Origin of the sequence: Nonomuraea aurantiaca, from assembly GCF_020215705.1 — a bacterium.
Taxonomy (GTDB): domain Bacteria; phylum Actinomycetota; class Actinomycetes; order Streptosporangiales; family Streptosporangiaceae; genus Nonomuraea; species Nonomuraea aurantiaca.
On record NZ_JAIWNB010000010.1, the window covers coordinates 103,468 to 129,089 of the forward strand.

General features: G+C 69.4%; 25 protein-coding genes. 6 read left to right on the forward strand and 19 right to left on the reverse strand.

Annotation, left to right across the window (positions count from 1 at the left end; all coding sequences use genetic code 11):
* Positions 1 to 36 precede the first annotated feature (36 nt).
* On the forward strand, positions 37 to 489 hold the full coding sequence (locus LDL49_RS24035) for a gamma-glutamylcyclotransferase family protein (protein ID WP_225293571.1): 453 nt from the start codon (positions 37 to 39) through the stop codon (positions 487 to 489).
* On the opposite strand, the gene LDL49_RS24040 is transcribed toward LDL49_RS24035, so the two are convergent.
* A complete protein-coding gene (locus LDL49_RS24040) occupies positions 486 to 1,790 on the reverse strand; it encodes an MFS transporter (RefSeq protein ID WP_225293573.1) in 1,305 nt (434 codons plus the stop codon). The two genes, LDL49_RS24035 and LDL49_RS24040, sit on opposite strands and share 4 nt — an antisense overlap.
* A 110-nt stretch (positions 1,791 to 1,900) precedes the next feature.
* Here LDL49_RS24040 and LDL49_RS24045 point away from each other — a divergent pair, with 110 nt between their 5' ends.
* Both LDL49_RS24045 and LDL49_RS24050 read left to right on the forward strand, forming a co-directional pair.
* Positions 1,901 to 2,881 carry an Lrp/AsnC family transcriptional regulator gene (locus LDL49_RS24045; RefSeq protein WP_225293575.1) on the forward strand — a complete coding sequence of 327 codons (981 nt, stop codon included), beginning with the start codon at positions 1,901 to 1,903 and terminating at the stop codon, positions 2,879 to 2,881.
* The gene (locus LDL49_RS24050; protein WP_225293577.1) at positions 2,878 to 4,182 is read left to right on the forward strand and encodes a M20/M25/M40 family metallo-hydrolase; all 1,305 of its coding nucleotides are present in this window, start codon (positions 2,878 to 2,880) and stop codon (positions 4,180 to 4,182) included. The genes LDL49_RS24045 and LDL49_RS24050 overlap by 4 nt, the downstream gene beginning before the upstream one ends.
* A 46-nt stretch (positions 4,183 to 4,228) precedes the next feature.
* On the opposite strand, the gene LDL49_RS24055 is transcribed toward LDL49_RS24050, so the two are convergent.
* Entirely contained in the window at positions 4,229 to 5,497 is a 1,269-nt protein-coding gene (locus tag LDL49_RS24055) for an RNA-guided endonuclease InsQ/TnpB family protein (protein ID WP_225293963.1), read from the reverse strand.
* 38 nt (positions 5,498 to 5,535) lie between these two features.
* Between LDL49_RS24055 and LDL49_RS24060 the strand changes: the two genes are divergently transcribed.
* Both LDL49_RS24060 and LDL49_RS24065 read left to right on the forward strand, forming a co-directional pair.
* The gene (locus LDL49_RS24060) at positions 5,536 to 6,339 is read left to right on the forward strand and encodes a purine-nucleoside phosphorylase (RefSeq protein WP_225293965.1); all 804 of its coding nucleotides are present in this window, start codon (positions 5,536 to 5,538) and stop codon (positions 6,337 to 6,339) included.
* A 71-nt stretch (positions 6,340 to 6,410) separates the two neighbouring features.
* Positions 6,411 to 8,078: a phospho-sugar mutase gene (locus LDL49_RS24065; protein WP_372470422.1), complete on the forward strand. Its 1,668-nt coding sequence runs from the start codon at positions 6,411 to 6,413 to the stop codon at positions 8,076 to 8,078.
* 89 nt (positions 8,079 to 8,167) lie between these two features.
* Here the strand turns inward: LDL49_RS24065 and LDL49_RS24070 are convergent, their stop codons facing one another.
* The 11 genes from LDL49_RS24070 to LDL49_RS24120 form a co-directional block, all read right to left on the reverse strand.
* A complete protein-coding gene (locus LDL49_RS24070; RefSeq protein ID WP_225293579.1) occupies positions 8,168 to 8,653 on the reverse strand; it encodes a GyrI-like domain-containing protein in 486 nt (161 codons plus the stop codon).
* 14 nt (positions 8,654 to 8,667) lie between these two features.
* Positions 8,668 to 9,633, reverse strand: a complete 966-nt coding sequence (locus tag LDL49_RS24075; RefSeq protein ID WP_225293581.1) for a sigma-70 family RNA polymerase sigma factor — start codon at positions 9,631 to 9,633, stop codon at positions 8,668 to 8,670.
* Complete coding sequence (locus LDL49_RS24080; protein ID WP_225293584.1) at positions 9,594 to 10,412, reverse strand: MerR family transcriptional regulator; 819 nt, start codon at positions 10,410 to 10,412, stop codon at positions 9,594 to 9,596. The genes LDL49_RS24075 and LDL49_RS24080 overlap by 40 nt, the downstream gene beginning before the upstream one ends.
* A 68-nt stretch (positions 10,413 to 10,480) precedes the next feature.
* A complete protein-coding gene (locus LDL49_RS24085) occupies positions 10,481 to 11,092 on the reverse strand; it encodes a PH domain-containing protein (protein ID WP_225293586.1) in 612 nt (203 codons plus the stop codon).
* Positions 11,089 to 12,162 (reverse strand): adenosine deaminase, encoded by a 1,074-nt coding sequence (locus tag LDL49_RS24090; protein ID WP_225293588.1) that lies wholly within the window; start codon positions 12,160 to 12,162, stop codon positions 11,089 to 11,091. Before LDL49_RS24090 ends, LDL49_RS24085 begins: the two co-directional genes overlap by 4 nt.
* A gap of 62 nt (positions 12,163 to 12,224) precedes the next feature.
* Positions 12,225 to 12,788, reverse strand: coding sequence for a hypothetical protein (locus tag LDL49_RS24095; protein WP_225293589.1), 564 nt, complete (start codon positions 12,786 to 12,788; stop codon positions 12,225 to 12,227).
* Between the two features lie 199 nt (positions 12,789 to 12,987).
* Positions 12,988 to 13,272, reverse strand: a complete 285-nt coding sequence (locus tag LDL49_RS59255) for an alpha/beta hydrolase (RefSeq protein WP_372470412.1) — start codon at positions 13,270 to 13,272, stop codon at positions 12,988 to 12,990.
* A 96-nt stretch (positions 13,273 to 13,368) separates the two neighbouring features.
* Positions 13,369 to 14,943, reverse strand: coding sequence for an ArnT family glycosyltransferase (locus LDL49_RS24105; protein WP_225293592.1), 1,575 nt, complete (start codon positions 14,941 to 14,943; stop codon positions 13,369 to 13,371).
* A gap of 441 nt (positions 14,944 to 15,384) precedes the next feature.
* Positions 15,385 to 15,741, reverse strand: coding sequence for a cupin domain-containing protein (locus tag LDL49_RS24110; protein ID WP_225293594.1), 357 nt, complete (start codon positions 15,739 to 15,741; stop codon positions 15,385 to 15,387).
* Positions 15,742 to 15,745: 4 nt separating this feature from the next.
* On the reverse strand, positions 15,746 to 16,456 hold the full coding sequence (locus tag LDL49_RS24115) for an AMIN-like domain-containing (lipo)protein (protein ID WP_225293596.1): 711 nt from the start codon (positions 16,454 to 16,456) through the stop codon (positions 15,746 to 15,748).
* A gap of 117 nt (positions 16,457 to 16,573) precedes the next feature.
* Positions 16,574 to 17,980: an MFS transporter gene (locus LDL49_RS24120; RefSeq protein WP_225293598.1), complete on the reverse strand. Its 1,407-nt coding sequence runs from the start codon at positions 17,978 to 17,980 to the stop codon at positions 16,574 to 16,576.
* Between the two features lie 87 nt (positions 17,981 to 18,067).
* Here LDL49_RS24120 and LDL49_RS24125 point away from each other — a divergent pair, with 87 nt between their 5' ends.
* Positions 18,068 to 18,454: a MarR family winged helix-turn-helix transcriptional regulator gene (locus LDL49_RS24125; RefSeq protein ID WP_225293600.1), complete on the forward strand. Its 387-nt coding sequence runs from the start codon at positions 18,068 to 18,070 to the stop codon at positions 18,452 to 18,454.
* 68 nt (positions 18,455 to 18,522) lie between these two features.
* On the opposite strand, the gene LDL49_RS24130 is transcribed toward LDL49_RS24125, so the two are convergent.
* The 6 genes from LDL49_RS24130 to LDL49_RS24155 form a co-directional block, all read right to left on the reverse strand.
* Complete coding sequence (locus LDL49_RS24130) at positions 18,523 to 19,797, reverse strand: thymidine phosphorylase (protein WP_225293602.1); 1,275 nt, start codon at positions 19,795 to 19,797, stop codon at positions 18,523 to 18,525.
* Between the two features lie 5 nt (positions 19,798 to 19,802).
* Positions 19,803 to 20,198 (reverse strand): cytidine deaminase, encoded by a 396-nt coding sequence (locus LDL49_RS24135; RefSeq protein WP_225293604.1) that lies wholly within the window; start codon positions 20,196 to 20,198, stop codon positions 19,803 to 19,805.
* Entirely contained in the window at positions 20,195 to 21,475 is a 1,281-nt protein-coding gene (locus LDL49_RS24140) for an ABC transporter permease (RefSeq protein WP_225293606.1), read from the reverse strand. The genes LDL49_RS24135 and LDL49_RS24140 overlap by 4 nt, the downstream gene beginning before the upstream one ends.
* Positions 21,472 to 22,611 (reverse strand): ABC transporter permease, encoded by a 1,140-nt coding sequence (locus tag LDL49_RS24145; RefSeq protein ID WP_225293608.1) that lies wholly within the window; start codon positions 22,609 to 22,611, stop codon positions 21,472 to 21,474. Before LDL49_RS24145 ends, LDL49_RS24140 begins: the two co-directional genes overlap by 4 nt.
* Positions 22,611 to 24,218 (reverse strand): ABC transporter ATP-binding protein, encoded by a 1,608-nt coding sequence (locus LDL49_RS24150; protein WP_225293609.1) that lies wholly within the window; start codon positions 24,216 to 24,218, stop codon positions 22,611 to 22,613. Before LDL49_RS24150 ends, LDL49_RS24145 begins: the two co-directional genes overlap by 1 nt.
* A gap of 113 nt (positions 24,219 to 24,331) precedes the next feature.
* Entirely contained in the window at positions 24,332 to 25,411 is a 1,080-nt protein-coding gene (locus LDL49_RS24155) for a BMP family lipoprotein (protein ID WP_225293611.1), read from the reverse strand.
* Between the last annotated feature and the right edge of the window lie 211 nt (positions 25,412 to 25,622).

Here is a 25,622-nt window from a genome sequence, read left to right on the forward strand (position 1 = left end):
AACGGGGCGGCCCCTCGCGCGCTACTCTTATCAGCTGTGCCTGTATACGCGGCCTACGGCAGCAACATGGACCCCGAGCAGATGGCCATGCGCGCCCCTCATTCCCCGATCCGGGGCGTGGGCTGGCTGCAGGGTTGGCGCCTGACGTTCGGCGGCGAATACTTCGGCTGGGAGGGCGCGCTCTCCACCATCGTCGAAGACCCCGACGAGCACGTCTTCGTGGTCCTCTACGACGTGCCCGAGTTGGACGCCAACTCCCTCGACCAGTGGGAGGGCGCGGTCCGCGGCCTCTACCACAAGGTGCGGCTGCGGGTGCAGACCCTCGACGGCGAGCAGGTGGCCTGGTTCTACGTGCTCGACGGCTATGAGGGCGGCCTGCCCTCCGCCCGCTACCTGGGCATCCTGGCCGACGCCGCCGAGCGGGCGGGCGCCCCCGACGACTACGTCAAGGAGCTGCGGGGACGCCCCTGCAAATCGATCGGCGACTAGCTGAGCGGCTGGTCCTTGGTCTCCTTCAACGCGAAGACGTACACCAGCGTGGAGACCAGGGCGAGCGCCGACATGTACCACGGGAAGTACGCGACGTTGCCCGCCTTTTGGAGCGCGGTGCCGATGAGCGGAGCGGTGCCTCCGAAGATCGCCACGGTCAGCGAGTACGGGAAGCCCGCGCCAGCCGCGCGCACCCTGGTCGGGAAGAGCTCCGAGTTGACCGCGGCCGAGATCGAGGTGAAGCAGCCGAGGAAGACCATGCCAATGAGCTGGACGATCAGCAAACTGGCGAAGGAGTTGGAGAGCAGGTTGAGCAGCGGCACAGGCAGGATGAGGAAGCCGAGCCCGAAGGTGATCAGCAGCGGCTTGCGACCGACACGGTCCGACAGCATGCCGAGTAGCGGCTGCAGCACCATGAAGACGAACAGCGAGATCGTACTCACCTGAAGCGACTGGGCTATGTCGAACTTCACCGTGATCTGTGCGTAGGTCGGCAGGAAGCTCGTCCAGGTGTAGTAGGCGACGGTGCCAGCGGCCGTGATGCCCACGATCAGGGCAGCGGACTTGGGGTAATACCGCAGGAAGTCAAACAATCCCGGACGCTCGGCCTTGCCCTGCTGAATCTCCTCCGCCACGGCCGACGTCTCATCGGCGCCCTTGCGGATCCACAGGCCCACGAGGCTGATCACCGCGCCCACGAGGAACGGGATACGCCACCCGTAAGAACCCATGTCCGCCTTGACCAGGCTGGTGGCGAGCAGAGCGGTCAGGCCGGAGGCCAACAACTGTCCGATGGTCGTGCTGACGTACTGGAAGCTTGAGAACAGGCCGCGACGCCCCTGCGGCGCCGACTCCACCAGGAACGTGGTCGCAGCCGCGAACTCGCCGCCCACTGACAGGCCTTGAATGAGCCTGGCAAGGGTCAGGATGATCGGCGCGAAGATGCCCACAGCTTCGTAGGTCGGGGTCAGACCAAGGAGCAGCGAGCCTGCGCCCATCAAGACGATGGTGAACGTCATAGCGGCCTTGCGTCCGAACCTGTCGGCGAATGCACCGACCAGCAGGCCGCCCAGCGGGCGCATGAAGAAGCCCACCGCGAAGATCCCGTAGGTGCTCAGCAGGGGCACCAGGCTGTTGTCCACGTCCTTGGGGAAGATCTGGACAGCGAAGTAGGTCGCCAGGAAGGTATATGCGTACCAGTCGTACCACTCGACGACGTTGCCGATGCTGGCCGCCATGAGCTGGCGGACACGGCTCTTGGGGATGCCGAGTGGCGATGGTGCCACGGGGGAGGTCGCCACGGGGGCTCCTTTGCTGACAACTGCGATGATGGCCTACTGTGCATTCGGGCGACCGAAACAGTCAAATGCCTGGCAACATATTTACAAACCCGACATAGAGACGGCTCCCCGTGGATGTTCTCGACCGGCGGCTGGTCGCCGCCCTCCAGATCAGTCCCCGCGCGTCGTGGGGCGAGATCGGCCGAGCCGTCGGCGAGCACGAACGCACGGTGGCGCGCCGGTTACAGCGGCTGATCGCCGACGGCATGGTGCGCGTCACCGCGATCTATGACGACCTGCGTTCGGGCCACGGCCGACCCGTGCACCTGCATGTCCAGGTCCGCCCGGGTTCGGCGGCGCAGGTCGCCAAGGCGCTGGCCGACCGGCCCGACACCCGCTCGGTCTACTCGCTGACCGGGGCGGCCGACCTCGCCTGCGAGCTGGTCGCCCGGTCGCGGGAGGAGCTGCACGACATCCTCACCGCGGAGATCAGCGACATCGACGGGGTGCTGCAGACGCAGACGCAAGTCGTCCTGCACACCTTCAGGACGGTCGCCGAGTGGCACGCGCCCTACCTCAGCGAGCAGGAGGCGGCCCAGCTGCGGCCGGCCCCGGTCCTCGAGGTCCTGCCCGACGAGGACGGTCTTTCGCCTCTGGAGCAGGAGATCGCCGAGCTGCTGGCCGGTGACGGCAGGATCGCGTTCACGGCGATCGCCGAGCGGCTCGACATCTCGGTGCCGACCGCCCGCAGGCGGGTGTCCTCGCTGCTCGAACGGCGGCTCCTGCTGCTGCGGGCCGAGGTCGAGCCCGCGCTGCTCGGTCTGGAGGTGGAGGGCAAGCTCTGGCTCAAGGTCCGGCCGCACGGGCTCGACCTGGTCGGCCAGCGGCTCGCGGCGCACCCCAGCGTGCGTTACTGCGCGGCCACGTCGGGCACCCATTCCCTGATCGTCCAGGTGGCGGTGGCCCATGAGGCCGACCTCTACCGTTTCCTGACGGGTGTCGTCGGCCCCCTTGACGAGGTCACCGACCTGGATATCACCCTCATCACCCGCGCCTACAAACGCGGTCATCTGCACAAGTCCGGCCTGCTCACCCTGGAGAGGACACCATGACGCCCGCCGAGAACGAAGTCGCCGAACTCTGCGCCGAACTCATCCGCGTCGACAGCAGCAACTACGGGGACGGCACCGGCCCCGGCGAGCGGGCCGCCGCCGAGGCCGTCATGGCCAGGCTGGACGAGGTCGGCATCGAGGCCACCTACATCGAGAGCGAGCCGGGCCGGGGCAACGTCGTCACCCGCGTCGAAGGCACCGACCCGTCGCTGCCCGCCCTCCTGGTCCACGGCCACCTCGACGTGGTGCCCGCCAACGCGGCCGACTGGTCCGTCGACCCGTTCGGCGGCGAGGTGCGCGACGGCTACATCTGGGGCCGGGGCGCGGTGGACATGAAGGACATGGACGCGATGATGCTGGCCGTACTCCGCCAGCTCACCCGCGAGGGCCGCAAGCCGCGCCGCGACCTCGTCTTCGCCTGGGTCGCCGACGAGGAGGCGGGCGGCAACTACGGCGCCAAGCACCTCACCGCGCACCATCCGGAGCTGTTCGAGGGCGTCACCGAGGCGATCAGCGAGGTGGGCGGCTATTCCCTGGAGGTGGACCCGTCGCTGCGGCTCTACCTGATCGAGACCGCGCAGAAGGGCCTCGGCTGGATGAAGCTCATCGCCGACGGCACGGCCGGGCACGGCTCGATGCTCAACACCGACAACGCGGTCACCGAGGTGGCCAAGGCCGTGGCCAGGGTCGGCGACCACGAGTGGCCGATCACCCTCACCCCGACGGTCCGCCAGTTCCTCACCGAGGTCGCGGACGCGTTCGGCCTCCCCTTCGACGAGGACGACCCGGCGCCCATCCTGGACAAGATCGGGCCGCTCGTCCGCTTCGTCGGCGCGACGCTCAGCCACACCGCCAACCCGACCCAGCTCAACGCCGGCTACAAGTCGAACGTCATCCCCGGCCAGGCCACCGCCGTGATCGACGGCCGCTTCCTGCCCGGCCACGAGGACGAGTTCTTCAAGACGATCGACTCGCTGATCGGGCCGAACGTCCGCCGCGAGTTCGTGCACCACGACATCGCGCTGGAGACCACGTTCGACGGCGCCCTGGTCGAGTCGATGATCGCGGCGCTGAAGGCCGAGGACCCCACCGCGCGGGCCGTGCCCTACTGCATGTCCGGCGGCACCGACAACAAGACCTTCTTCGCCGACCTGGGCGTGCGCGGCTTCGGGTTCGTACCGCTGCGACTGCCCGGGGACATGGACTTCGCGTCGATGTTCCACGGCGTGGACGAGCGGGTGCCGGTGGACGCGCTCCAGTTCGGGGTACGGGTCCTCGACAGGCTCCTCCTAAACTACTGACTTGGCATCCTCCCCCGCTTTGAAAAGTGGGGGATTCCAACTGTGTCTACTCCACGAGGAAGAGATCACGCTGAGGATCACGGTTCGCAGGCTCGTCCAGCGGCAAGCCTCCCCGCGCAGCCACCGCATGCCCTGCGGCGGTATCTCGGACGTTCTTGGCCGCGTTCACGTCGGCGTTGTCACGCCATCCGCAGGCGACACAGCGGAAGCGAGATTGGCTCTCTCTCGATTCCGCCGCGCGATGCACACAGCTGTTGCAGGTCTGCGACGTGTAGCGCGGGTTAACCTTTCGGACGCGGCTCGGAGCTTTCTCCTCCAGCCGCTTCACCAGGGCACCCCACCCGTTGGCGAGGATGCCCCGATTCAGCCCGGCTTTCTGCTGGACGTTGCGGCCAGGCGCCTGCATGCCGCCCTTGGCCGACCGCGTCATGGCGGCGATCTTCAGGTCCTCCACTGCGATCACATCGAAGCGGCAGGCCAGGTCGGTACTGGTCTTTTCCACCCAACCCTTGCGTCGGTCGCTCTCCCGGGCTCTCAATCGGCCGATCGCCTGCTTGACCCTGCCGCGCCGGTTGGATCCGAGCTTCGCCTTGGCCAGCTTGCGCAGCAGGCGCCGCAGTCGTGTTCGCTCCGCCTCGCGCAGGGCCGGCACGGTCAGCAGTTCGCCGGTAGACAAGGCCGCCGCCACCCTCACGCCCCGGTCCACGCCTACCACGGCGCCCGTCCCCGGCGCTGGGATCGGAGCAGGGATCACGGCGAAGGCGACATGCCAGTGGCCCAGCGCATCACGGGTGACCCGGTAGGACCTCACCCCCTCCGGCACGGCCCGCGACCAGCGAAAGCGGACCCAGCCGATCTTCGGCACCCGCACCTCGCCCACCCGCCGCGACAGGCGACGCACCTCACCCGCCTTCACCGCCACGATCCGAAAGCCCTCGTTGCGGCCACGCCTGCGCCAGGTCGGGCGGCGGTGGGTCTTGCCGAAGAAATTCGCCATCGCCTGGGCGAAGTCCTTCAACGCCTGCTGCTGCACGATGATCGACCCGGCACCCAGCCACCCGAACGCCGCCCTCGCCTCGGTCAACTGACGGCACTGCTCGGCGAACCCCGGAGCGGACGCGCGGCCTGCCTTCCAATGGGCGTGCTGCTCCACCGCCAGATTCCAGACGAATCGGGCATGCGCGCAGTGCTCCAGCAACGCTCTCTCTTGGCCAGGCGACGGCTGGAGGCGGTAGCGGGACACGCCGATCAAACTACCGACCGTCACCGACAAAACCAGGAGATCATCGTGCCCGACCGTTCTACATTTCCTCATCACCCTGACGGGCGAGGCAGCCACGCTGGAGGTGCATGGTGACCAATAACCCGTACACCCTGGCCAGAGCCGCCGCCGAGGCGCTGAAGGGCGCTTGCGGCCTCGACACCTTCGATGTCGCCCTCGTCATGGGGTCCGGCTGGGTGCCGGCCGCGGACGCGATCGGCGAGACGGTCACGGAGATCCCCTTCACCGACCTGCCCGGCTTCTCCGCTCCGGCCGTGGCCGGGCACGGCGGCAAGATCCGTGTTCTGCGCACCCCCGGTGGGCGGCACGCGCTCGTCTTCCTCGGTCGCAGCCACCTCTACGAGGGGCGCGGCGTCGACTCCGTCGTCCACGGCGTACGCACCGCCGCCGCCGCGGGGGTCGGCACGATCGTGCTGACCAACGCGGCCGGCGGGTTGCGCCCCGAGACGCAGCAGGTCGGCGACCCGGTGCTGATCAGCGACCACATCAACATGACCGGGGCCAACCCGATCACCGGCACCACGTTCATCGACCTCACCGAGGTCTATTCGCGGCGGCTGCGCGCGCTCGTGCAGGAGGTGGACCCGACCATCGCCGAGGGCGTCTACGTGGCCTTCCGCGGCCCCACCTACGAGACGCCCGCCGAGATCCGCATGCTGCGCACGCTGGGTGGCGACATGATCGGCATGTCCACCGTCCTGGAGGCCATCGCGGCCCGTGAGGCCGGTCTCGAGGTGCTGGGCGTCTCCCTGGTCACCAACCCGGGGGCGGGGCTGGCGGACGCGCCGCTCGACCACGAGGAGGTCCTACAGGTCGGCCGCGCGACGGCCGCCCGCATGGGCACCCTGCTGGCCAAGATCGTGGACCGCCTGTGACCGGCGACCCGGCATCCTCGTCCCCTGCCGCCGGCGACCCGACGGGCGACACCCCCGCGACCACCGAACCGATCGGTGACGCCGTCGCGGCCGCTGGCGCTCGTACAGCCGCCGACCTGGTCCCGGCGGCCCGTCTCTGGCTGGCTCAGGATCCTGATCCCGAGACCCGGGCCGAGCTGTCCGCCCTGCTCGACTCCGGTGACGTCGAGGCGCTGCGCGACCGCTTCGGAGCCGGGCTCGAGTTCGGTACGGCCGGCCTGCGCGGCGAGCTGGGCGCGGGCCCCAACCGGATGAACCGGGTGACCGTCATGCGAGCCGCGGCCGGTCTGGCCCAGGTGCTCGGTCCCGGCAGGCACGTCGTCATCGGCTACGACGCCCGCCACAAGTCCGACGTGTTCGCCCGCGACACCGCGGCCGTGCTGACCGGCGCCGGGCTGCACGCCTCACTGCTGCCCTGCCCGCTGCCGACGCCCATCCTCGCCTACGCCGTCCGCCACCTCGGCGCCGACGCCGGTGTGATGGTCACCGCCAGCCACAACCCGCCCCGTGACAACGGCTACAAGGTCTACTGGGGCGACGGCTCCCAGATCGTGCCGCCGATCGACGCCGAGATCTCCGCCGCCATCGAGGCGGTGGGCCGCGTCGACCGGTTGCCGCTCGACGCGCCCGGCACGCTGACCGAGCTGGGCGAGAGCATCATCGACGACTACATCGACGCGGTGACCGCGCTGCCGCTCGGCGACGCCCGCGAGCTGCGGATCGCCTACACGCCGCTGCACGGCGTCGGGTCGGCCACGCTGACCGGCGCGTTCCTGGCCGCCGGGTTCGAGAGCCCGATGGCCGTCGAGGAGCAGCGCAACCCCGACCCCGCCTTCCCGACGGTGGCGTTCCCCAATCCGGAGGAACCCGGCGCGATCGACCTGGCCGTGGCTCTGGCCAGGAAGATCAACGCCGATCTCGTACTCGCGAACGACCCCGACGCCGACCGATGCGCCGTGGCCGTGCCGCTGGGCGACGGCTCCTGGCGCATGCTGACCGGTGACGAGGTGGGCGGCCTGCTGGCCGAGCACGTGATCACGCACACGTCCGGCGATCGCCTGGTGGCCACCACGATCGTCTCCTCGACGCTGCTGAGCAAGATCGCCGCCGCCCACGGCGTCCGCTACGGCGAGACGCTGACCGGCTTCAAGTGGATCATCAAGGCGGGCCCCGGGCTGATCTTCGGTTATGAGGAGGCGATCGGCTACAGCGTCGGCTCCGACACCGGGCTGCCCGTCCACGACAAGGACGGCATCGGCGCCGCCCTGACCGTGGCCGGCATCGCCGCGGCGGCCAAGCGTGCCGGGCGGACGCTGCTCGACCTGCTCGACGACCAGGCCCGGCGCTACGGGCTGCACGCCACCGCGCAGCTGTCCGTCCGGGTCGAGGACCTGTCGCTCATCGCCGGCGCCATGGCCCGGCTGCGCGCCGACCCCCCGGCCGCGCTCGGCGGCCGGGCGGTCGAACGGGCCGACGACCTGAGCCTGGGTGACGGCGGGCTGCCGCCCACCGACGGGCTGCGGTACGTGCTGTCCGGTGACGCCCGGGTGGTGGTGCGGCCTTCGGGGACCGAGCCCAAGCTCAAGTGCTACCTGGAGGTGGTCGTACCGGTGACCGGTCCGGTGGGGGATGCCCGAGCGCTGGCCGTACGAGAGCTCGACGCCCTGAAAGCGGACGTCGGCGCCGCACTCGGCCTCTAGGCACCGCCCCGCCCCCAGGCACCCGCCCTCTCAGGCGCCGCCCCCAGGCATCGCCCCCTCAGGCGCGGCCCCTTCAGGCGCCGGAGGGGTCAGGCCAGGCGGAACTCCAGGTCGGTGTCCCAGTTGTTGAGGTCGGGCTCGACGCGGGGATCCGTCTGGTAGAGCTCCAGGCGGCAGCCCCACAGCTCGGTGTCGCCGTCACGTGTCATGTCCCACTTGAGGCCCTGCTCGGCGCCCCAGGTCAGGAGGTTCTCGATGACGCCTCTGAGCTGGTCGGGGTGTCCGTGGTGGCGTACCGTCGCGTAGCGCCCGGCCGGCAGGTGGGCGGCGAAGATGTCCCCCTCGCCCGCCGCCGGGGCCGCGACCGGCACGCCCGCCTCGACCTCCAGCCGGTCGGCCGGCATGTCGATGGCGAGGTACCTGAGGAACGGCGCCCCGGCGGGTGCCACCCCGCGCTCGGCCAGCCAGCCGATCAGCTCGCCGATGCGGTCGGCCACCAGGCCGAAGGTGGTCATGCTGATGGTCCCCCGGACCCCCACGTAGGGGCGGTCGGGACGGTCAATGATGTTCGGCATTGTTCTGCCCTCCTTCACTCACCTATACGAGGCGGGCCGGCGAAACTCATCGGCAGGCCGAAGAGCGGGAACAGCCGTGTGTCCAGGTATGTGGTCGTCGCGCTGACCCGGTCTCCCGAGACCTCGACGACCAGCAGCGCGAACGGCTCGCCTCCCAGGTACTGTCCGAACGCCGGGCAGCCGTTGGCCGTGCCCGCCGGGACCAGGCGCGAGCCGCCGCAGGGCGCGTCCGCCGCGAGCATGGCCTTGCGGATCTCCTCCCTGCCCCGCAGCCACCACGCGAACGGCGGCATCGACATCGTGGCATCCTCGTGCAGCAGCGCGACGAGCCCCGACACGTCATACCGCTCGAACGCGTCCACATACCGCTCCAGCAACCGCCGGTCCACCTCGCCGCCACCGGCGGGCACCTCGGAAAGCGTCGCCCTGGCCCGCTGCAACGCGCTGTTGACCGAGGCGACGCTGCCCTCCAGCAGCTCCGCCACCTCGGCCGCGCTCCAGCGCAGCACGTCACGCAGGATCAGCACCGCCCGCTGCCGTGGTGGAAGGTGCTGCAGCGCGGCCACGAACGCCAGGCGTACCGTCTCCCGCTCGACGGCGAGCTCGGCCGGATCGGAGGGGAGCACCCGGCGGTCGGGGATCGGCATGACCCAGGCGTGGCCGGGCAGCGGCGGGCCGAGGTCGGGGCCCGGTGACCCGGCGGGGCCGAGGTCCATGGCCCGCGCCCGCCGCTGAGCGCCCCGCAGCATGTCGACGCAGACGTTGGTGGCGATCTGGAACAGCCACGAGCGGAGCGGCGCCCGGTCAGGGTCGTATCGGTCGAGGCCGCGCCATGCCTTGACCAGCGTCTCCTGCACCGCGTCCTCGGCCTCGAACCCCGAGCCCAGCATCCGGTAGCAGTAGCCGGTCAGCTCGGCACGGTGCCGCTCCAGCTCCTCCACTAGACCGGGGTCACCTCGATCTGGAGCTCCGTCACCCATTCGGCCAGGTCTTCCGGGCAGTGCAGGGAGATCTCCCTGGCCAGGCCGCTCGACCGGTAGCCGTTCGCCTCGATCCAGTGCGCCAGCGCCTGGAACGTCGGGCCGACCTCCTCCATCGGGCCATGATGGATGATCGTCGCCGCCGTCTCGATGCGCGGCAAAGTGACGAACTGGACGTCGTACCCGTCCCGCTCTTCTGCCGTGAAGGGGAACGCGACGTGCACCATCACCGCGCCGTCGTCCTCGGGGATGTAGTACGCGATGCCGGGACCCGCGATGGCCACCCCCGCCGACTCCAGCCGCCGGCAGAGCTCGACGAACAGCGGCTTGATGACCGGCCCGATGTCCTCGCCCTCGTAGCTGGCGGCCCGCGCGCTGAGTTCGGCGACCCTGGTCGCGGCGATCTCCTTGAGCACGACCTCGTCGGTCTGCATGTGCCCCTCCGTCTCGATGGTCCGGAGCCTCGCCTCGACACCGCGCAGCCTGGCCAGGTCGGCGCTGATCCGCGCCTCCAACTGGGCGCGGCGCAGGCGTACCATGCCGTGCAGCTCCTCCGTGCTGACCTTGTCGTCGAGGATCGCCCTCACCTGCTCCAGCGTGAAGCCGAGGTCCTTGATCGCGACGATGCGGTTGAGCCTGGACAGCTGCGCCGCCTGGTATGAGCGGTAGCCGGTGGCCGGGTCCACGTGCGCGGGGCGCAGCAGCCCGATCGCGTCGTAGTGACGCAGCATGCGCACGGACACGAGCCCGAGCCTGGCGAAGTCTCCGATACTGAACATGACCCCTCCAGGTGTAGGGCCTGACACGGTGTCAGGGTCAACGCCATGGCGTCGCCTCGTACCTCTGGCTAGCCGATCACGACCGCCATCACCACGAGCGCGATCGCCGCGGCGAGCACCGCGAACGAGTCGATCGCCCAGCTGGCGCGGGCGGGCGGGGCCGCCACGTCGCGGCGCCTGGCCGACTCCGCCCGTTCGGTGATCTGCTGCCCCACCCAGTCGGCGTGCGTCTTCCCGGCGAACGCCTCCGCGGCGGCCTGCTCCGCCTTGCTCAGCGTGGGCTCGGTCTTGAAGCGACCGCGTTCCTGCCTGGGCGTGGCCCGGCGCTGCGCCCTGGCCCGCTCGCGCGCCGTGCTCATCGGCGTCCACAGCCGCAGCACCTGCTCGGCGCCGTAGCGGACGTTGATGGTGTGGGAGACCACCACGTCGTTCACCGACGCCCAGGGCACGAACGTCGAGCGGAGCGGGTTGCGCCCCACCAGCCCCTCCTCGGTCACCACGGTCGCGGGACGGAGCGCGACCAGGTAGACCACGGCGGTCAGCGCGCCCAGCACGGCACCCGCCACCAGCGAGGGCTTCCCGTTGTAGCGGGCGGTCAGATCCCAGATGTTGAAGGCGACGAACGCCAGCCACACCCAGCCGAGCACGAAGGCGGTCTTGGAGCGATAGGTCTCTTTCACGACTGCCACTTCATCCGCGCGAATCCAGGCTTGATCACACCGTTGATCAGCGCCAGCCGCTCATCGAAGGGGATGAACGCCGACTTCATCGCGTTGACCGTGAACCACTGCAGATCATCCCAGCCATAGTCGAACGCCTCCACCAGCTTGTCGAACTCCAGCGACACGTTGGTGCGGCTCATCAGCCGGTTGTCGGTGTTGACCGTCACCCTGAAGTGCAGGCGGCGCAGCAGCCCGATCGGGTGCTCGGCGATGGAGTCGGCGGCACCGGTCTGCAGGTTGGAGGTGGGGCACATCTCCAGGGGGATGCGCTTGTCACGGACGTAGGCGGCCAGGCGGCCCAGCTTGGCGGAGCCGTCGTCCGACACCGAGATGTCGTCGATGATCCGCACCCCGTGCCCGAGCCGATCGGCGCCGCACCACTGGATGGCCTGCCAGATCGACGGCAGCCCGAAGGCCTCGCCCGCGTGGATCGTGAAGTGCGCGTTCTCCCGCTGCAGGTATTCGAACGCGTCGAGGTGCCTGGTGGGCGGGTAGCCCGCCTCGGCCCCGGCGATGTCGAACCCCACCACCCCGCCGTCCCGATAACGCACGGCCAGCTCGGCGATCTCCATGGACCGCGCCTGATGCCGCATCGCGGTCAGCAGCGTGCCGACCTTGATCCCGCGCCCCTCGGAGCCCTGCCTGAACCCGTCCAGCACCGCCTCGACCACCTGATCGAGGCTGAGCCCCGTGGTGGTGTGCTGCTCGGGGGCGAAACGCACCTCGGCGTAGACGACGCCGTCGGCCGCCAGATCCTCCGCGCACTCGGCGGCGACGCGGGTCAGTGCCTCGCGCGTCTGCATGACGCCGACGGTGTGCTGGAACGTCTCCAGGTAGCGTTCGAGTGAGCCCGAGTCGGCCGCCTCCTCGAACCACTCCCGAAGGTTGTCCGCGTCGGTCGTGGGTAGTTCGCCATAGCCGGAGTCGCGAGCCAGCCCGACGATGGTCTCGGCCCGCAGGCCGCCGTCGAGGTGGTCATGCAGCAGCACCTTGGGCGCCCGTCGGATCTCGTCAAGCGTGGGCCTCATCCGCCCATGATATGCGTCTTCCGCCGACGAACTCCGCGCTCCAACTGGGCCGATGTCGCCGCTCACCCCACGGCGCTCAGGATCGCGTCGAACTTCTTGGTGAGCTTGGTGGCCGTGCTCTTGTCGGCGTTCACGAAATAGACGCTCACCAACCGGTCGGCGACACCCACCAGCCCCTCCACCACGGCGCCGCCCCGGTCGCACACGACCGCGCCGTCAACGGCCGCCGACTTGCGTACCTTGCCGTCGTACCCCGTGCACGAGTCGGTGAAATCCTGACGAACCGCGGCGACGTCCTTCCCGCCGACGGTGTCGGTCCTCAGCACCAGCGGATCAGACCCCGCCTGCGGAGCATCCGCCGTCGTGTAGAGACACACGCTCGCCTTGACCGTTTCGAGGGTCTCCAGCGGGTGGTCGTCCCTCTTCTCCTTCAGCTCCCAGGTCAACGACGTGGCCTTGGAGAGCTCTTCCGCGGTGAGCGAGCAGCCGCCCGTCGTCTTGGTGTCGCCGCCTTCGGCCTTTTCCGCATGGGGTCTACATCCGGCGAGCAGCACACCGGCGATGGCTAAGCCGAGCACATACGCACCGGCGGCGGGACGGGACTTCGCGAGGGGCATACGTGTCATGGCGAAGCCTCCAGATCCCTTGGGCGCCCCGGCGGCCGGTGTGCTCCCACATGATGCGCTTTTCAGTCCATTACTTTCAGCCCATTACTAGAGGCATCGGCTTACAGCCCTCTTGATCAACGCTTGCCGCTCGTACATCAGGATCGTCGTGGCTGCGGGTCGGACGAGCGCCTGAACTACGATCACGGCGGGAGGCCGGTCAGGACCGACGCGTGCCGGCGGTGAAGGCTGTGAGCAATGCGCGCCCGAAATCCCATCGGCCGAGTCGGCTGGCGGAGTTGATGTGTCCGGCCGAACCGACACTGACGTGGTCGAGCTGCCAGCCGGCGGCCAGGCGCAGCGCGACGTCCGGGGAGCAGATAGCGCATGGGCTTCTCGTTCCATCGTCATTGCCGGTGCCGGCTTGTGCTCTGGGCGTCAGTATGACGGTCGTCCGCTTCGGGCCCGTCCCCACCTCACTGGTACCAGGCCGATCACACGGCACCGCCCCGCTGCGGAGACGGCGGTCGATGGGTGAGGAGCTATGAAAACCTGGCTCACTCCCGCCGGCGAGGCGTTCCGTGATCGCGCGCTTGCCGGGTCAGCTGATGGTGCGGAGGGCGGGCCATATCGTCGTCCACGGGGCGCGGATGCCGGTGCACACCGTGACCGGCTTGCCCTGTTCGCCGTTGTCGATCCCGAGCCGGTTGTCGATACGGGCCACGTCCCGGCAGCCGGTGAAGTACTGGGCCCAGTCGGCCGGTCGCCAGTCCCCGACGTGGACGACGACGGTGCGTTCGGCGGGCGGAGGTCCCCAGGTCCAGGAGGAATTGTGGCCGGAGTGGACCGGCGGCAGGCTCTTGCCGAGGAGGATGAGCGGGCCGGCCTCGCTGTAGCTGTTGGCCAGGATCACCGCGTGAGCGCGTTGCGCCGGGGGCAGTGCGGCCACGACCTGTTCCACGGTCGCCACGAACTGCGGCCAGCCGATCTGGTTGGCCACGTCGGGCACCGTGGCCGGCAGGGTGGTCCTGGCGTACGCGGCGACCGGCAGGACCGGCAGGGTCAGCAGTGCGATCAGCCCACCGGAGGCGAGGCCCGCCGCGCCGAACCCCGCGATCTTGAGCCGTCGATGGCCCCGGGCGATCCACTTGTCCAGGACGATCCCGCCGGCCGCCATGAACAGCGCGGCACTGCCGATCGCGTAGTACGCCTTGCCGCCGCTGATCAGGACCAAGACCATGGCCACGAGGGCGGCGACCCCGAGCGGTCGCCAAGGCGTGGCCGCCCGCGACCCCAGGACCCAGACCAGGCCCATGACGCAGACCGGGAACAGCAAGGGACCGGTGAACAGCCACAGAAACGGCAGGACCTGGGCGCGGTTCGTCGCCGCGTACCCGGCGATCCGCGAGGCCATCGTCAGCTGCGGCCAGCCGTTCACGGCCTGCCATGCCAGGTTCGGTGCCCACATCGCGGCCGCGATCCCGGCCGCGGCCCACGCCCACGGTGAGCGGAGGACTTCCCAGCGCCGGCACAGCAGCACCCCGACAGCGAGTCCCGCGGCGAGGAACAGCGGTGTGTCCTTGTTCTCCAGCCCGATGCCCGCGCTCAGCCCCACCGCCACCCACAGCCGCCGATCGCCGCCGGCGAGCAGCCGCACCAGTAACCACATCAGCACCGCCCAGACCAGCAGGTCCGGCTCTGTGGTGGTGTCCAGATGCCCCGCGCCGAGATACCCCGAGACGCCGGCCGTCACCGCGGCCAGTATCTGCGCCCGGCGCGAGCCACCCAGATCGCGGGCGATGAACCCCACGATCATCACGACCGAGGCCATCTCCAGCGCCGGCAGGATCCGCACCGCCGTCGGGGAGGCCCCCAGGACCGCGACCGACGCCGCCGACAGCAACGGCGTCAGCGGTGGCTGATCCACGTACCCGAACGCCGGATGCCGCCCCGCCACCACGAAGTACATCTCGTCACCATGGAAGCCGTAGGCCCCCGACAGGCTGAGCAACCCGGCGACCATCAGCCCGGCTGCCAGCCACACCGGCCACGGCACCGCCCACCATCGGGAACCCGCCGGCGGCCTCGTCACATCCACGCCGTCGACCATCGGCCGTGATCGCCGCCGTCGACCGATACGACGTGCGGACATGTCCTTGCCCGTGTTCGCGCTCATGATGAGTCCAGCAGTCAACGAGCCTCAATATCGCATGATATCTGGATGATATCACATTGCTAGCACCTCGTCGCCGATCGTCGACGTCTGAAGGCGCCAGAGCGCGCGACGATTAACCGGCCTTGTGGGAGACGGCATGCAGGACGTTTTCATGGGCGGCGCTGTGTGGCTTATGCCTTCCAGGGGTTCGGTCCGGTGATGGACCGGTCGCGCCCGCCGACCTCGACGCCGAGAAGATGACCACGACCGCACCGGCCGGACGCCCACCGGACAGCGCTCAGCGCGTCAGCTCCGTATACGCAAGGTGGGCGCCCATGCTCGATCCGAAATCGCTTCACACCATGTGAGCGGCGAAAACGCCGCGGACATCGATCTGAGCCAGGCTGTGGCGATGGGAGACGGCAATCAGCCGAGAGTGATCCGTGCTGATCAAGCTGCCTGTCAAGCCTCGGCGCGGTTGGCCGCGTCCGGGGAGAAGGCGGGCAGGCAGACGGCGATGTACTCGGCGCCGTCCGGGCCGGTGCGGTAGCGGATCTTCTCGCCTGGGTCCGTGACGATGGACTGGCCCGCCGTGACCTCGGTCGTGCCGTTCGCGTGTTCCACCAGGAGCGTGCCGCGCAGGACGACGGTGTATTCGGTGAACGAGGGCGTTTGGGCGGGCTCGTCCCAGCCGGGCGGGGCGACCATGTGGGCGATGGAGATCGCCTCGTCGCCGCTGTTGACGCGGCCCACGTGCTCGTCGATGAGCTTGCCGCCGGGCACCGGGATGCGGGTCGCCGCTTCGATCTTTCTCACCACCAGGTCAGTGTGCCACGTCGATGACGAGCCGGTCGGGGTGGGACTGCTCCTTCAGCTCGAACGCCGCCTGATGGTTGAGCACGAGGCCGACGCCGACGCGGCCCTCGAAGTCGCCGGTCTTGACCACGTGCGTCACGTTGCCGAGGTTGGCCGGGAAGATGGGGCCGCCCTTCCAGGTGGGCCGGCCTTTGGCGTCGTGGGCGTCGGCGGGGGCGAGGATGAGCTGGAGGTACGCGCCGCCGGGGAGGTCGAAGTCCTCGCCTGAGCCGTCCTGCAGCAGCTTGTCCACCCATTTGACGTTGTAGCCGGGCATGGAGCCCTTGAGGTCGATCACCACCCGGTCGTAGGTGTCGTGGGTGGCGTAGCGGACGGCCAGCACGACGGCCGGGTCGTCGGTGTTGTGCTGTACGTCCACCTCGACCGTGCTCGTCGGCGCCGCCTCCCGCCTGCCCGTGTCGACGGAGACGGAGGTGGAGGTGGAGGACGAGGAAGTCGAGGTGGAGGTGGAGGTCCGATCGTCCGATGTCGATGGTGTAGCGACCCTGGGTGGGGCGGTGAGCTCGGCTGACGCGCTCGTGGTCGCGCCGCTCCCGGCACCGCCCGGCGCGGTCGTACCGCACGCGGTCAGTACGACGAGACAGGCGAGGCAGGCCAAAGCGGCGGCGTGGGCCGGGCGGCGTCGCGACGGATGCCCGAGCGCGGGTGACGGGCGCATACCCAGATTGATTCCCCAGTACAGAGGACCACAAGCGGCGAGCGTACGAGATGAGCGGGAAGGCCCCGCGCGGTACGCGACCGCGCGGGGCCCTGCCGACGAATCGGACGGCGTAGGTCAGACCGTCTCGTACACCTTCGCCTCTTCCTGCGGGACCGCCACCGGCTTGCGTACGCGCAGCCCGGTGGCCGAGATCGCCACCCCGACCAGCGCCAGCACCAGCGACACCACGATCGCCGAGCGGAGCGACTCGATCGACAGGGTGGCGCCGTTCGAGGTCAGCACCGCCGAGACCACGGCGAGCACGATCGCGCCGCCCACCTGGCCGGAGGTGTTGAGCAGCCCGGAGGCCAGCCCCTGCTCGTCGTCGTGCACGCCGTTCGTGGCCTGGATGTTCAGCGGCGCGAACGACAGCGCGAACGCGATGCCCAGCAGCAGCATGCCGGGAATGACCAGACCGCCCAGGCTGGGGTGCTCGTCGATGCCCAGGAACATCGCGTAGCCACCGGCCAGCGCCGCCGCGCCGATGATGGTCAGCTTGGTGGTGCCGAACCTGTCGGCGAAGTCGCCCATCTTGGTCGACGTGATCGCGACGAGCAGCCCGGCGGGCAGGAACGCCAGCGCGGTGCCCAGGGCCGACCAGCCGAGCAGGTTCTGGAAGTACTGCATGGCCACGAACTGGAAGGCCACGTAGGAGCCCATCAGGATGAGCAGCCCCAGGTTCGCCCGGACGAGCGAGCCGGAGCGCAGGATGCCCAGCCGGACCAGCGGGTGCCGCATCCGCAGTTCGGCGAGGACGAACAGGCCGAGCAGCGCGGCGACGGCGACCAGCGAGCCGATCGTGCGCAGCGAGGTCCAGCCGGCCTCGGGCGCCTGGACGACGGTGAAGACGAGCAGCAGCATCGAGGCGGTGATCAGCACGGCGCCGATCAGGTCATGGCCGCCCTCGGCCCGCTCCTCCTCGCCGCGCGGCAGCACCTTGAGCGCGGCGACCAGCGCGATGATCGCGACCGGCACCGGCATCAGCAGCGTCCACCGCCAGCCGATCTCGGTCAGGAGGCCGGACAGCACCAGCCCGAGCGAGTAACCACTGGCGCCGCAAGCGGTGAAGATGCTGAGCGCCTTGTTGCGCTCAGGCCCCTCGGGAAACGTGGTGGTGATGATCGAAAGGGCGGCCGGCGCGGTGAAGGCGGCGCCCACCCCCTTGATGAACCTGGCCGCGATCAGCAAGGCGCCGTCGTCCACCAGACCACCGAGCAACGACGCGACGGCGAAGACACCCAGCGCGACCAGGAACACCCTGCGTCGCCCGAGCAAGTCGGCGGTCCTGCCGCCCAGCAACAGAAGACCGCCATAACCGAGCACGTAGCCGCTGACAACCCACTGCAGAGAAGAGGTAGAAAGGCCCAGGTCGTGCTGGATCGCGGGCAGCGCCACGCCGACCATCGACACGTCAAGGGCGTCAAGGAAGATCACTGCACAGAGCACGGCGAGCGCGCCCCAACGGGATGAGTGAGAGGACATGGGTCAGTACACTACATGCAACCGCATCTAATGCAAACGCATTTAATGCCGTTGCATCAGTTTTAGCGAAGTGGTAACCTCCGCGACATGGACGAGGAGTTCGTGGTCGAGACCTGGCACTACGTCCTGGCGAAGCACGCCAAGGCGATGTGCTCGCTGGAACGCGAGCTGGGCGACAAGCACGGCCTGGGGCCGAGCGAGTTCGAGGTGCTGGACCGGATCGTCCATCACGACAAGAAGCTCCGCATCCAGGAGCTCTGCGACGAGGTTCACCTGAGCCAGAGCGCGCTGTCCAGGGTCGTGGCGCGGCTGGAGAAGGCTCAGCTGGTCTCGCGCGGGGTGTGCGACCAGGACCGCCGCGGCGTCTTCGTCTGCATCACCGAGGCGGGGAGAGCGCGCCACAAGGAGGCCCTCCCGACGCAGCGCGCCGTCCTCGCCGACATCTTCGCCGACGCGCCCGTGCTCGTACGCTGAGGCTGCGGCGCACAATCGTCGAAGCACAAAGCGCCGACGTGCCCAAAGCCCGCCGACGCCCGTGTGTACTAGGCCGTGATCCGGTCCAGCACCAGAGGCAGCACCTCGGCGCTCCCTGTCCCGACCTCGTAGCCGCCCTGCAGCGCCGCCAAGGCCCGCTCGAAACGACCCGTCTCGTCCGCGTGCAGCGTCATCAGAGGCTGCCCCGCACGTACGAGGTCACCCGGCTTGGCATGCAGCACGATGCCCGCTCCGAACGACACCGGATCTTCCTTACGAGCCCGGCCCGCCCCCAGCCGCCAGGCTGCCAGGCCCACGGCATAGGCATCCAAACGCGACAGAATCCCCGAGGACGGCGCCTCGACCACCATCGTCTCCGCCGCCCTGGGCAGGACCGCGTCCGGGTCGCCGCCCTGGGCGGTGATCATCCGGCGCCAGGCGTCCATGGCCGAGCCGTCCGCCAGCGCCCGGGCCGGGTCCGGACCGGAGATCCCGGCCGCCTCCAGCATCTCCCGCGCCAGCCGTACGGTCAGCTCCACGACGTCCGGCGGCCCGCCGCCCGCGAGGACCTCGACCGACTCCTCGACCTCCAGGGCGTTGCCCACGGCGCGGCCCAGGGGGCGGTCCATGGCGGTGAGCAGGGCGACCGTACGCACGCCCGCGTCGGTGCCCAGCGCGACCATCGTCTCGGCCAGCTCGCGGGCCCGCTCCGGCGTCTTCATGAACGCGCCCGAGCCCACCTTGACGTCGAGCACCAGCGACCCGGTGCCCTCGGCGATCTTCTTCGACATGATCGACGAAGCGATGAGCGGGATCGACTCGACCGTGCCCGTGACGTCGCGCAGGGCGTACAGCTTCTTGTCGGCGGGGGCGAGGCCCGAGCCGGCCGCGCAGACGACCGCGCCCGCCGAGCGCAGCACCGAGAGCATCTCGTCGTTGGACAGCGAAGCCCGCCAGCCTGGGATCGACTCCAGCTTGTCCAGCGTGCCGCCCGTGTGGCCGAGGCCGCGGCCCGAGAGCTGCGGGACATAGGCGCCGCACGCGGCCACCAGCGGGGCGAGGGGCAGCGTGATCTTGTCGCCGACGCCGCCGGTGGAGTGCTTGTCGGCGGTGGGCCGGTCCAGCGCGGACCAGTCCATCCGCTCGCCCGAGCGGATCATCGCCTGCGTCCAGCCGGCGATCTCCCGCCGGTTCATGCCGTTCAGCAGGATGGCCATGGCCAGCGCGGACATCTGCTCGTCGGCGACCTCGCCGCGGGTGTAGGCGTCGATCACCCAGTCGATCTGGGCGCCCGTCAGCTCGCCACCGTCCCGTTTTGCGACGATGACTTCGATGACGTCCATGGACATCAGGCAGACCTCGACAGGTCGTCGGGGCCGAAGGCGTAGGGCAGGATCTCGGCCATCCGCTTCGGCCCGTCCACGGTCTCGACCAGCAGCTCCTCGCCGCCGAACTCGAAGAGCAGCTGACGGCAGCGCCCGCACGGCATCAGCAGCTCCCCGTGGCCGTCCACGCAGGTGAAGGCCACCAGCCGGCCGCCGCCTGAGGAGTGCAGCGCCGAGACCAGGCCGCACTCGGCGCACAGGCCCAGGCCGTAGGAGGCGTTCTCGACGTTGCAGCCGGTGATGACGCGGCCGTCGTCAACGAGCGCCGCCGCGCCGACGGGAAACTTGGAGTAGGGCGCGTACGCGTGGTGCATGGCCTCGACGGCCTCCGTGCGCAGGCCGTCCCAGTCGACGTTCAATGCTGTTCCCCCCGGCGATAGCGCACGCCGTCGGCCTTGGGCATCCGCAGTCGCTGCGAAGCCACCAGGAGCACGAGCAGCGTGAGCACGTGTGGTGTGATGAAGACGAACTCGTTCGGCAACCGGTCGACGGTCAGCCACAGCCAGATCAGCACGATCATGCCCGCGGCGGCCGCCGCGATCAGGTTGTACTCCCTGGCGCCCCTGGTGACCATCTCCGCCGGCTGACCGGACGACAGCAGCGCGCGTACCTTGGTGCCGATGTAGATGAGCAGCAGGATGGCGCCGAACAGGAAGAACGACGTCACGGCCCCGGAGCTGCGCAGCTGCAGGCCGTCCGCGTACCCGAACAGCGCGGCGCCCGCACCCAGCCCGCCGGGGCGCCAGTTGCCGAAGATCATGGCGGCCAGGCCGATGAACCCGCGGCCCGCCGTCTGGCCCTCGACGTACTTGGTGGAGACGAAGACCAGGAACACGCCGCCGAGCCCGGCGAACGCGCCGGAGATGACGACGGCCACATACTTGATCAGATAGACGTTCACGCCCAGCGACTCGGCCGCCCACGGGTTCTCGCCCGCCGAGCGCAGCCGCACGCCGAACGCCGTACGCCAGAGCACGAAGAACGTCAGCGGGAGCAGCAGCACGGCCAGGATGACCAGGACGTTCACCCCATGGGTGAGCCCGCGCAGAATACCCGCGACGTCGGAGACCAGGAACCAGTGGGTGCGCTCCAGGCTGCCGAGCCAGTCGGGACCCAACGAGAACAGCGGCAGGCTGACCTCGGGCGCCTCCGACGACATGGCCGGCGAAGTGGTGATGCCCGCGCCCGCCGCGGCCGCGCGGGCGCCCTCCGCGTAGAGGACCTCCGACAGGAAGCGGGTGATGCCGGGGCCGAGCAGGTTGATGGCCACGCCGCTGATGATGTGGTCGACGCCGAACGTCACGGTCGCCACCGCGTGGATGAGACCGCCGAGCGCACCCGCGATCAGCCCGGCGACCAGCGCGGCCATGAAGCCCCACTGGTATCCGGCCCAGCCGGCGAACCAGGTGCCGAGCACCATCATGCCTTCGAGGCCGATGTTGACCACGCCCGCCCGCTCGGCCCAGAGGCCGCCGAGCCCGGCCAGGCCGATCGGCACCGACAGCATCAGGGCGGCGTTGAACGTGCCGGACGAGGTGATGTCGTCCTGCCCGGAGACGACGCGGACCACCGACATGACCAGGATGAGCACGGCCACGCCGATGAGCGCCAGGTGATATCGGCTGACCTTTGTCATGCTGCCACCTCAACGGGAGTGTTCCTGCCGAGCTGCTGAGCGGCCCGCCGTTCCTCGCGCCGCAGCGCGATCCTGCTGGTGATCTCGTTGGCGATGACCACCAGCAGCACGATCGTGCCCTGCATGATCATGATGACCGAGGGCGGCACGTTGGCGAACTGCAGCGGACCCTGCGCCCGGTCCAGGAAGCCGAACAGCAGCGCCGCGACCGCGATGCCCGCGGGTTTGTTCCGGCCGAGCAACGCCACGGCGATGCCCAGGAAGCCCAGGCCCGGGGTGAAGTTGGAGCCGAAGGAGTGCTTGTCACCGAGGATCTCCGGCATGCCGATCAGCCCGGCGATCGCGCCGGAGAGCACCATCGCGGAGATGACCATCTTCTTCGGGCTGACGCCGGAGGCCAGCGCGGCCGAGGCGTTGAGACCGCTGGCCTTGACCTCGAAGCCGAACCGAGTCCGCTCCAGCACCACCCAGAGCCCGATGCCCAGCAGGACGGCCACCAGGAGGAAGCCCCAGAGACCGCCGCCGCGGGGCGCCGGCAGCCCGAACATCTCGAACAGGACGTTGAGGTTGGGGAACCAGGCCGACTCGGGCAGCGTGGGCGTCGTGGTGGTGAGCACGCCCTTGGCGCGCTCCCCCGTGAAGGGGCCGCGGACAAGGAAGGCGGCCAGGTTGATCGCGATGTAGTTCAGCATGATCGTGGCGATGACCTCGTTCACCCCCCTCGTGACCTTCATCACGGCGGGGATCAGCGCGTAGAAGCCGCCCACGGCCATCGCCACCACGATGATCACCGGGATCTGGATCCAGGCAGGCGCCGCGAACGTGGAGCCGACGTACGCGGCGCAGACGGCCGCGATCCGGTACTGGCCCTCCACGCCGATGTTGAAGAGGTTCATGCGGAAGCCGACGGCCACGGCCAGGCCCGCGATGAACAGCGGCACGGCCCGGTTGAGCATGGTCACGATGCCGTTGACCACCGCCCGCTCGGTCTCGCCGAAGTCGAAGAAGGCGGCGAACGCGGCCTCGGGGCTGGCCCCCGCCGCGATGATCGCGACGCTGGAGATCACGATCGCCAGGACGATGGCGGCGATGGCGCCGACGACCGTCAGTAGCGCCCGGTAGAGCCCGGCGGGCATCACGTCTCCTCAGTGCTGGTGATGGCCCCGGTCATGTAGCCGCCCAACCGCTCAGGTGTGACGTCGCACGGGTCGAGGCTGGCCACGAGCCGCCCGCCGTAGATCACCCGCAGCGTGTCGGACAGGCCGATGAGCTCGTCGAGGTCGGCCGAGATCAGGAGTACGGCCAAGCCCGCCGCCCTGGCGTTACGCAGGTGGTCCCAGATCGCGGCCTGCGCGCCCACGTCGACGCCACGGGTGGGGTGGGCGGCGATGAGGAACTTCGGCTCGCCGCTCATCTCCCGCCCGACGATCAGCTTCTGCTGGTTGCCGCCCGACAGGGCCAGCGCCAGCGTATCGACGCTCGGGGTGCGGACGTCGTAGTCCTTGACGATGCGTTCGGTGTCGGCCCTGGACGAGCGCCGGTTGACCCAGATGCCCTTGCGCGCCGGCGGCCTTGTCTGGTGGCCGAGCACCCGGTTCTCCCAGAGCGACGCCTCCAGCAGCAGACCCTGGCGGTGGCGATCCTCGGGGATGTAGCCGATGCCCGACTCGCGGCGTTTGAGGGTGGACCAGGTGCTGATGTCGGCGCCGTCGAGCGAGATGTCGCCGTGCACGGGCCGCATGCCCATGATGGCCTCGATCAGCTCGGACTGGCCGTTGCCCTCGACCCCGGCGATGCCCAGGATCTCGCCCCTGTGGATCTCGAACGACACGTCGTCGAGGAGCAGCCGGCGACCCTCCGCGCGGAGTCTCTCCACGTACAGGGGGATCGAGGTGCCCTTGGGCACCGGACGGAAGCCGTCGGCCTCCATGGTGAGGCCGGACACCTTCAGCGCCGTCTCGTCGGTCACCGTGGACTCGCGCGTCTCGGGCGTGGGCAGCTCGCTGCCGACCATGAGCTCGGCCAGCTGCCGCGCGGTGACCTCGGCGGGGTCGACGCTGGCGACCGTGGTGCCGCGCCGGATCACTGTGATCGCGTCGGCGATGCTGAGCACCTCGTCGAGCTTGTGGGAGATGAAGATGACCGTCAGGCCCTCGGCCTTGAGCTCGCGCAGGTTGTCGAAGAGCTCGTCGACCTCCTGGGGTACGAGCACCGCGGTCGGCTCGTCGAGGATCAGGATGCGCGCGCCACGGTAGAGGACCTTGAGGATCTCCACTCGCTGCCGGTCACCGACGCCGAGGTCCTCCACCAGCCGGTCGGGATCCACCCGCAGGCCATGGCCGGCGGCCAGCTCGCTGATGCGCGCCCGGGCCCCGGCGGCGTCGAGGCGGCCGCCCTTCTTCGGCTCGGCGCCGAGGACGATGTTCTCCAGCACGGTGAAGTTGTCGGCCAGCATGAAGTGCTGGTGGACCATGCCGATGCCCGCGTTGATGGCGTCGCTCGGCGTGCGGAAGGCCACTTCCACACCGTTCACCTTGATCGTGCCCTCGTCCGGCTTCTGCATGCCGTACAGGATCTTCATCAGGGTGGACTTGCCCGCGCCGTTCTCCCCCACGATCGCGTGCACCGTGCCGGGTTCGACGGTGATGCGGATGTCATGGTTGGCGACGACGCCGGGGAAGCGCTTGGTGATGCCCTCCAGCTCGACGGCGGGTTGCACCGCGGCGAGGGTGTCGGCGTTCACAGATCGCTCACCGCTCCTCAATCGCTCCGCTCACTGGTGTCTCCAAGAGCGGATAGGCCGAAGGCCCGGGGTCGGTCTGGACTCCGGGCCCTCGGTCAACGTTCCTACCTCAATTACGGCTTGGACGGAACCGTGATCTTGCCGTCGATGATGTCCTGCTTGGCAGCATCGAGCTTGTCCTGGATGTCGTCGATCTCGCCACCGGTGGTGGCCAGGCCCACGCCGTCGACCTTGAGGTCGTAGATGGTGTTGCTGCCACCCTTGGCGCCGCCCTGGAACGCCTTGACGAACTCGAACACGCCGACGTCCACGCGCTTGAGCATCGAGGTCATGATGACCGGCTGCAGGTCGGCCTCCTTGACCGTCTGGCGCTGGTCGGAGTCGACGCCGATGGCCTTCTTCTTGGCCGCGGCCGCCGCCTGGAACACGCCCAGGCCCGAGTCACCGGCGGCGTGGTAGACGATCTCCGCGCCGTCCTGGTACATCTTCTCGGCCGCGACCTTGCCCTTGTCGGGAGACTTGAAGCCGCTGAAGTCACCGTCGGGGGTCAGGTACTTGATGTCGATCTTGGCGTCCTTCTTGACCGACTTCACACCGGCCTCGAAGCCCGCCTGGAACTTCTTGATCAGGTCGTTCTCGACACCGCCGACGAAGCCCACGTGGCCGCTCTTGGCCTTGGTCGCCGCGGCGACGCCCGCCAGGTAGGAGCCCTGCTCCTCGGCGAACAGCAGGCCGGTGACGTTGGGCGCGTTCGAGGCGGAGTCGACGACCGCGAACTGGATCTCCGGGTATTCCTCGGCCGTCTTCTTGATGTCGTCGCCGTAGGCGAAGCCGACGCCGATGATCGGGTTGTAGCCCGCGTCGGCCAGCTGGCGGAGGAGCTCGCCGCGGTTGGAGCCGTCGGCCGCGGGGCTCAGCTCCTTGATGTCGGCCTTGAGCTCCGTCTTGGCCTTCTCCAGGCCCGCGTAGGCGGCGTCATTGAAGGACTTGTCGCCACGGCCGCCGACGTCGAAAGCGAGACCGACCTTGAGCGCGCCGGACTTCGGCGCCTCACTGCTGGCTCCAGAGGTCGGCGCCGCGCTGGACGTGGCGTCGCCTCCCGTGCCGCCGCTGCCGCCACAGGCCGCGGCCGCCATCAGCATGGCACCCGCTATCGAGCCGGCCGCCATCCTGCCGAATCGCTTGCTGAGCAAGGCGACTCCTTTCCATTTCCCCGCCGTCAAACTTCGTCGCAGGCGCGAAGAAATGTACGGCAACCCTGCACGGAAGATAGTTGGTTGACCAGGGCGGACAAAACCGGCACACAGGGTCGCAACCGCTCCGTTATCGACATCACTCGCGTCCGTGACCTGAATCTGCGGATGCGCTCCGGAGACCGGCGCTGGAAGCTTTACCCAACTTTGG

Coding starts and splice junctions, on each gene's coding strand:
- LDL49_RS24050 (WP_225293577.1), top strand. CDS start 2,878: ATGACGCCCGCCGAGAACGAAGTCGCCGAACTCTGCGCCGAACTCATC.
- LDL49_RS24055 (WP_225293963.1), bottom strand. CDS start 5,497: ATGAGGAAATGTAGAACGGTCGGGCACGATGATCTCCTGGTTTTGTCG.
- LDL49_RS24070 (WP_225293579.1), bottom strand. CDS start 8,653: ATGCCGAACATCATTGACCGTCCCGACCGCCCCTACGTGGGGGTCCGG.
- LDL49_RS24075 (WP_225293581.1), bottom strand. CDS start 9,633: ATGGGTGACGGAGCTCCAGATCGAGGTGACCCCGGTCTAGTGGAGGAG.
- LDL49_RS24080 (WP_225293584.1), bottom strand. CDS start 10,412: ATGTTCAGTATCGGAGACTTCGCCAGGCTCGGGCTCGTGTCCGTGCGC.
- LDL49_RS24090 (WP_225293588.1), bottom strand. CDS start 12,162: ATGAGGCCCACGCTTGACGAGATCCGACGGGCGCCCAAGGTGCTGCTG.
- LDL49_RS24095 (WP_225293589.1), bottom strand. CDS start 12,788: ATGACACGTATGCCCCTCGCGAAGTCCCGTCCCGCCGCCGGTGCGTAT.
- LDL49_RS24105 (WP_225293592.1), bottom strand. CDS start 14,943: ATGAGCGCGAACACGGGCAAGGACATGTCCGCACGTCGTATCGGTCGA.
- LDL49_RS24115 (WP_225293596.1), bottom strand. CDS start 16,456: ATGCGCCCGTCACCCGCGCTCGGGCATCCGTCGCGACGCCGCCCGGCC.
- LDL49_RS24120 (WP_225293598.1), bottom strand. CDS start 17,980: ATGTCCTCTCACTCATCCCGTTGGGGCGCGCTCGCCGTGCTCTGTGCA.
- LDL49_RS24125 (WP_225293600.1), top strand. CDS start 18,068: ATGGACGAGGAGTTCGTGGTCGAGACCTGGCACTACGTCCTGGCGAAG.
- LDL49_RS24130 (WP_225293602.1), bottom strand. CDS start 19,797: ATGGACGTCATCGAAGTCATCGTCGCAAAACGGGACGGTGGCGAGCTG.
- LDL49_RS24140 (WP_225293606.1), bottom strand. CDS start 21,475: ATGACAAAGGTCAGCCGATATCACCTGGCGCTCATCGGCGTGGCCGTG.
- LDL49_RS24145 (WP_225293608.1), bottom strand. CDS start 22,611: ATGCCCGCCGGGCTCTACCGGGCGCTACTGACGGTCGTCGGCGCCATC.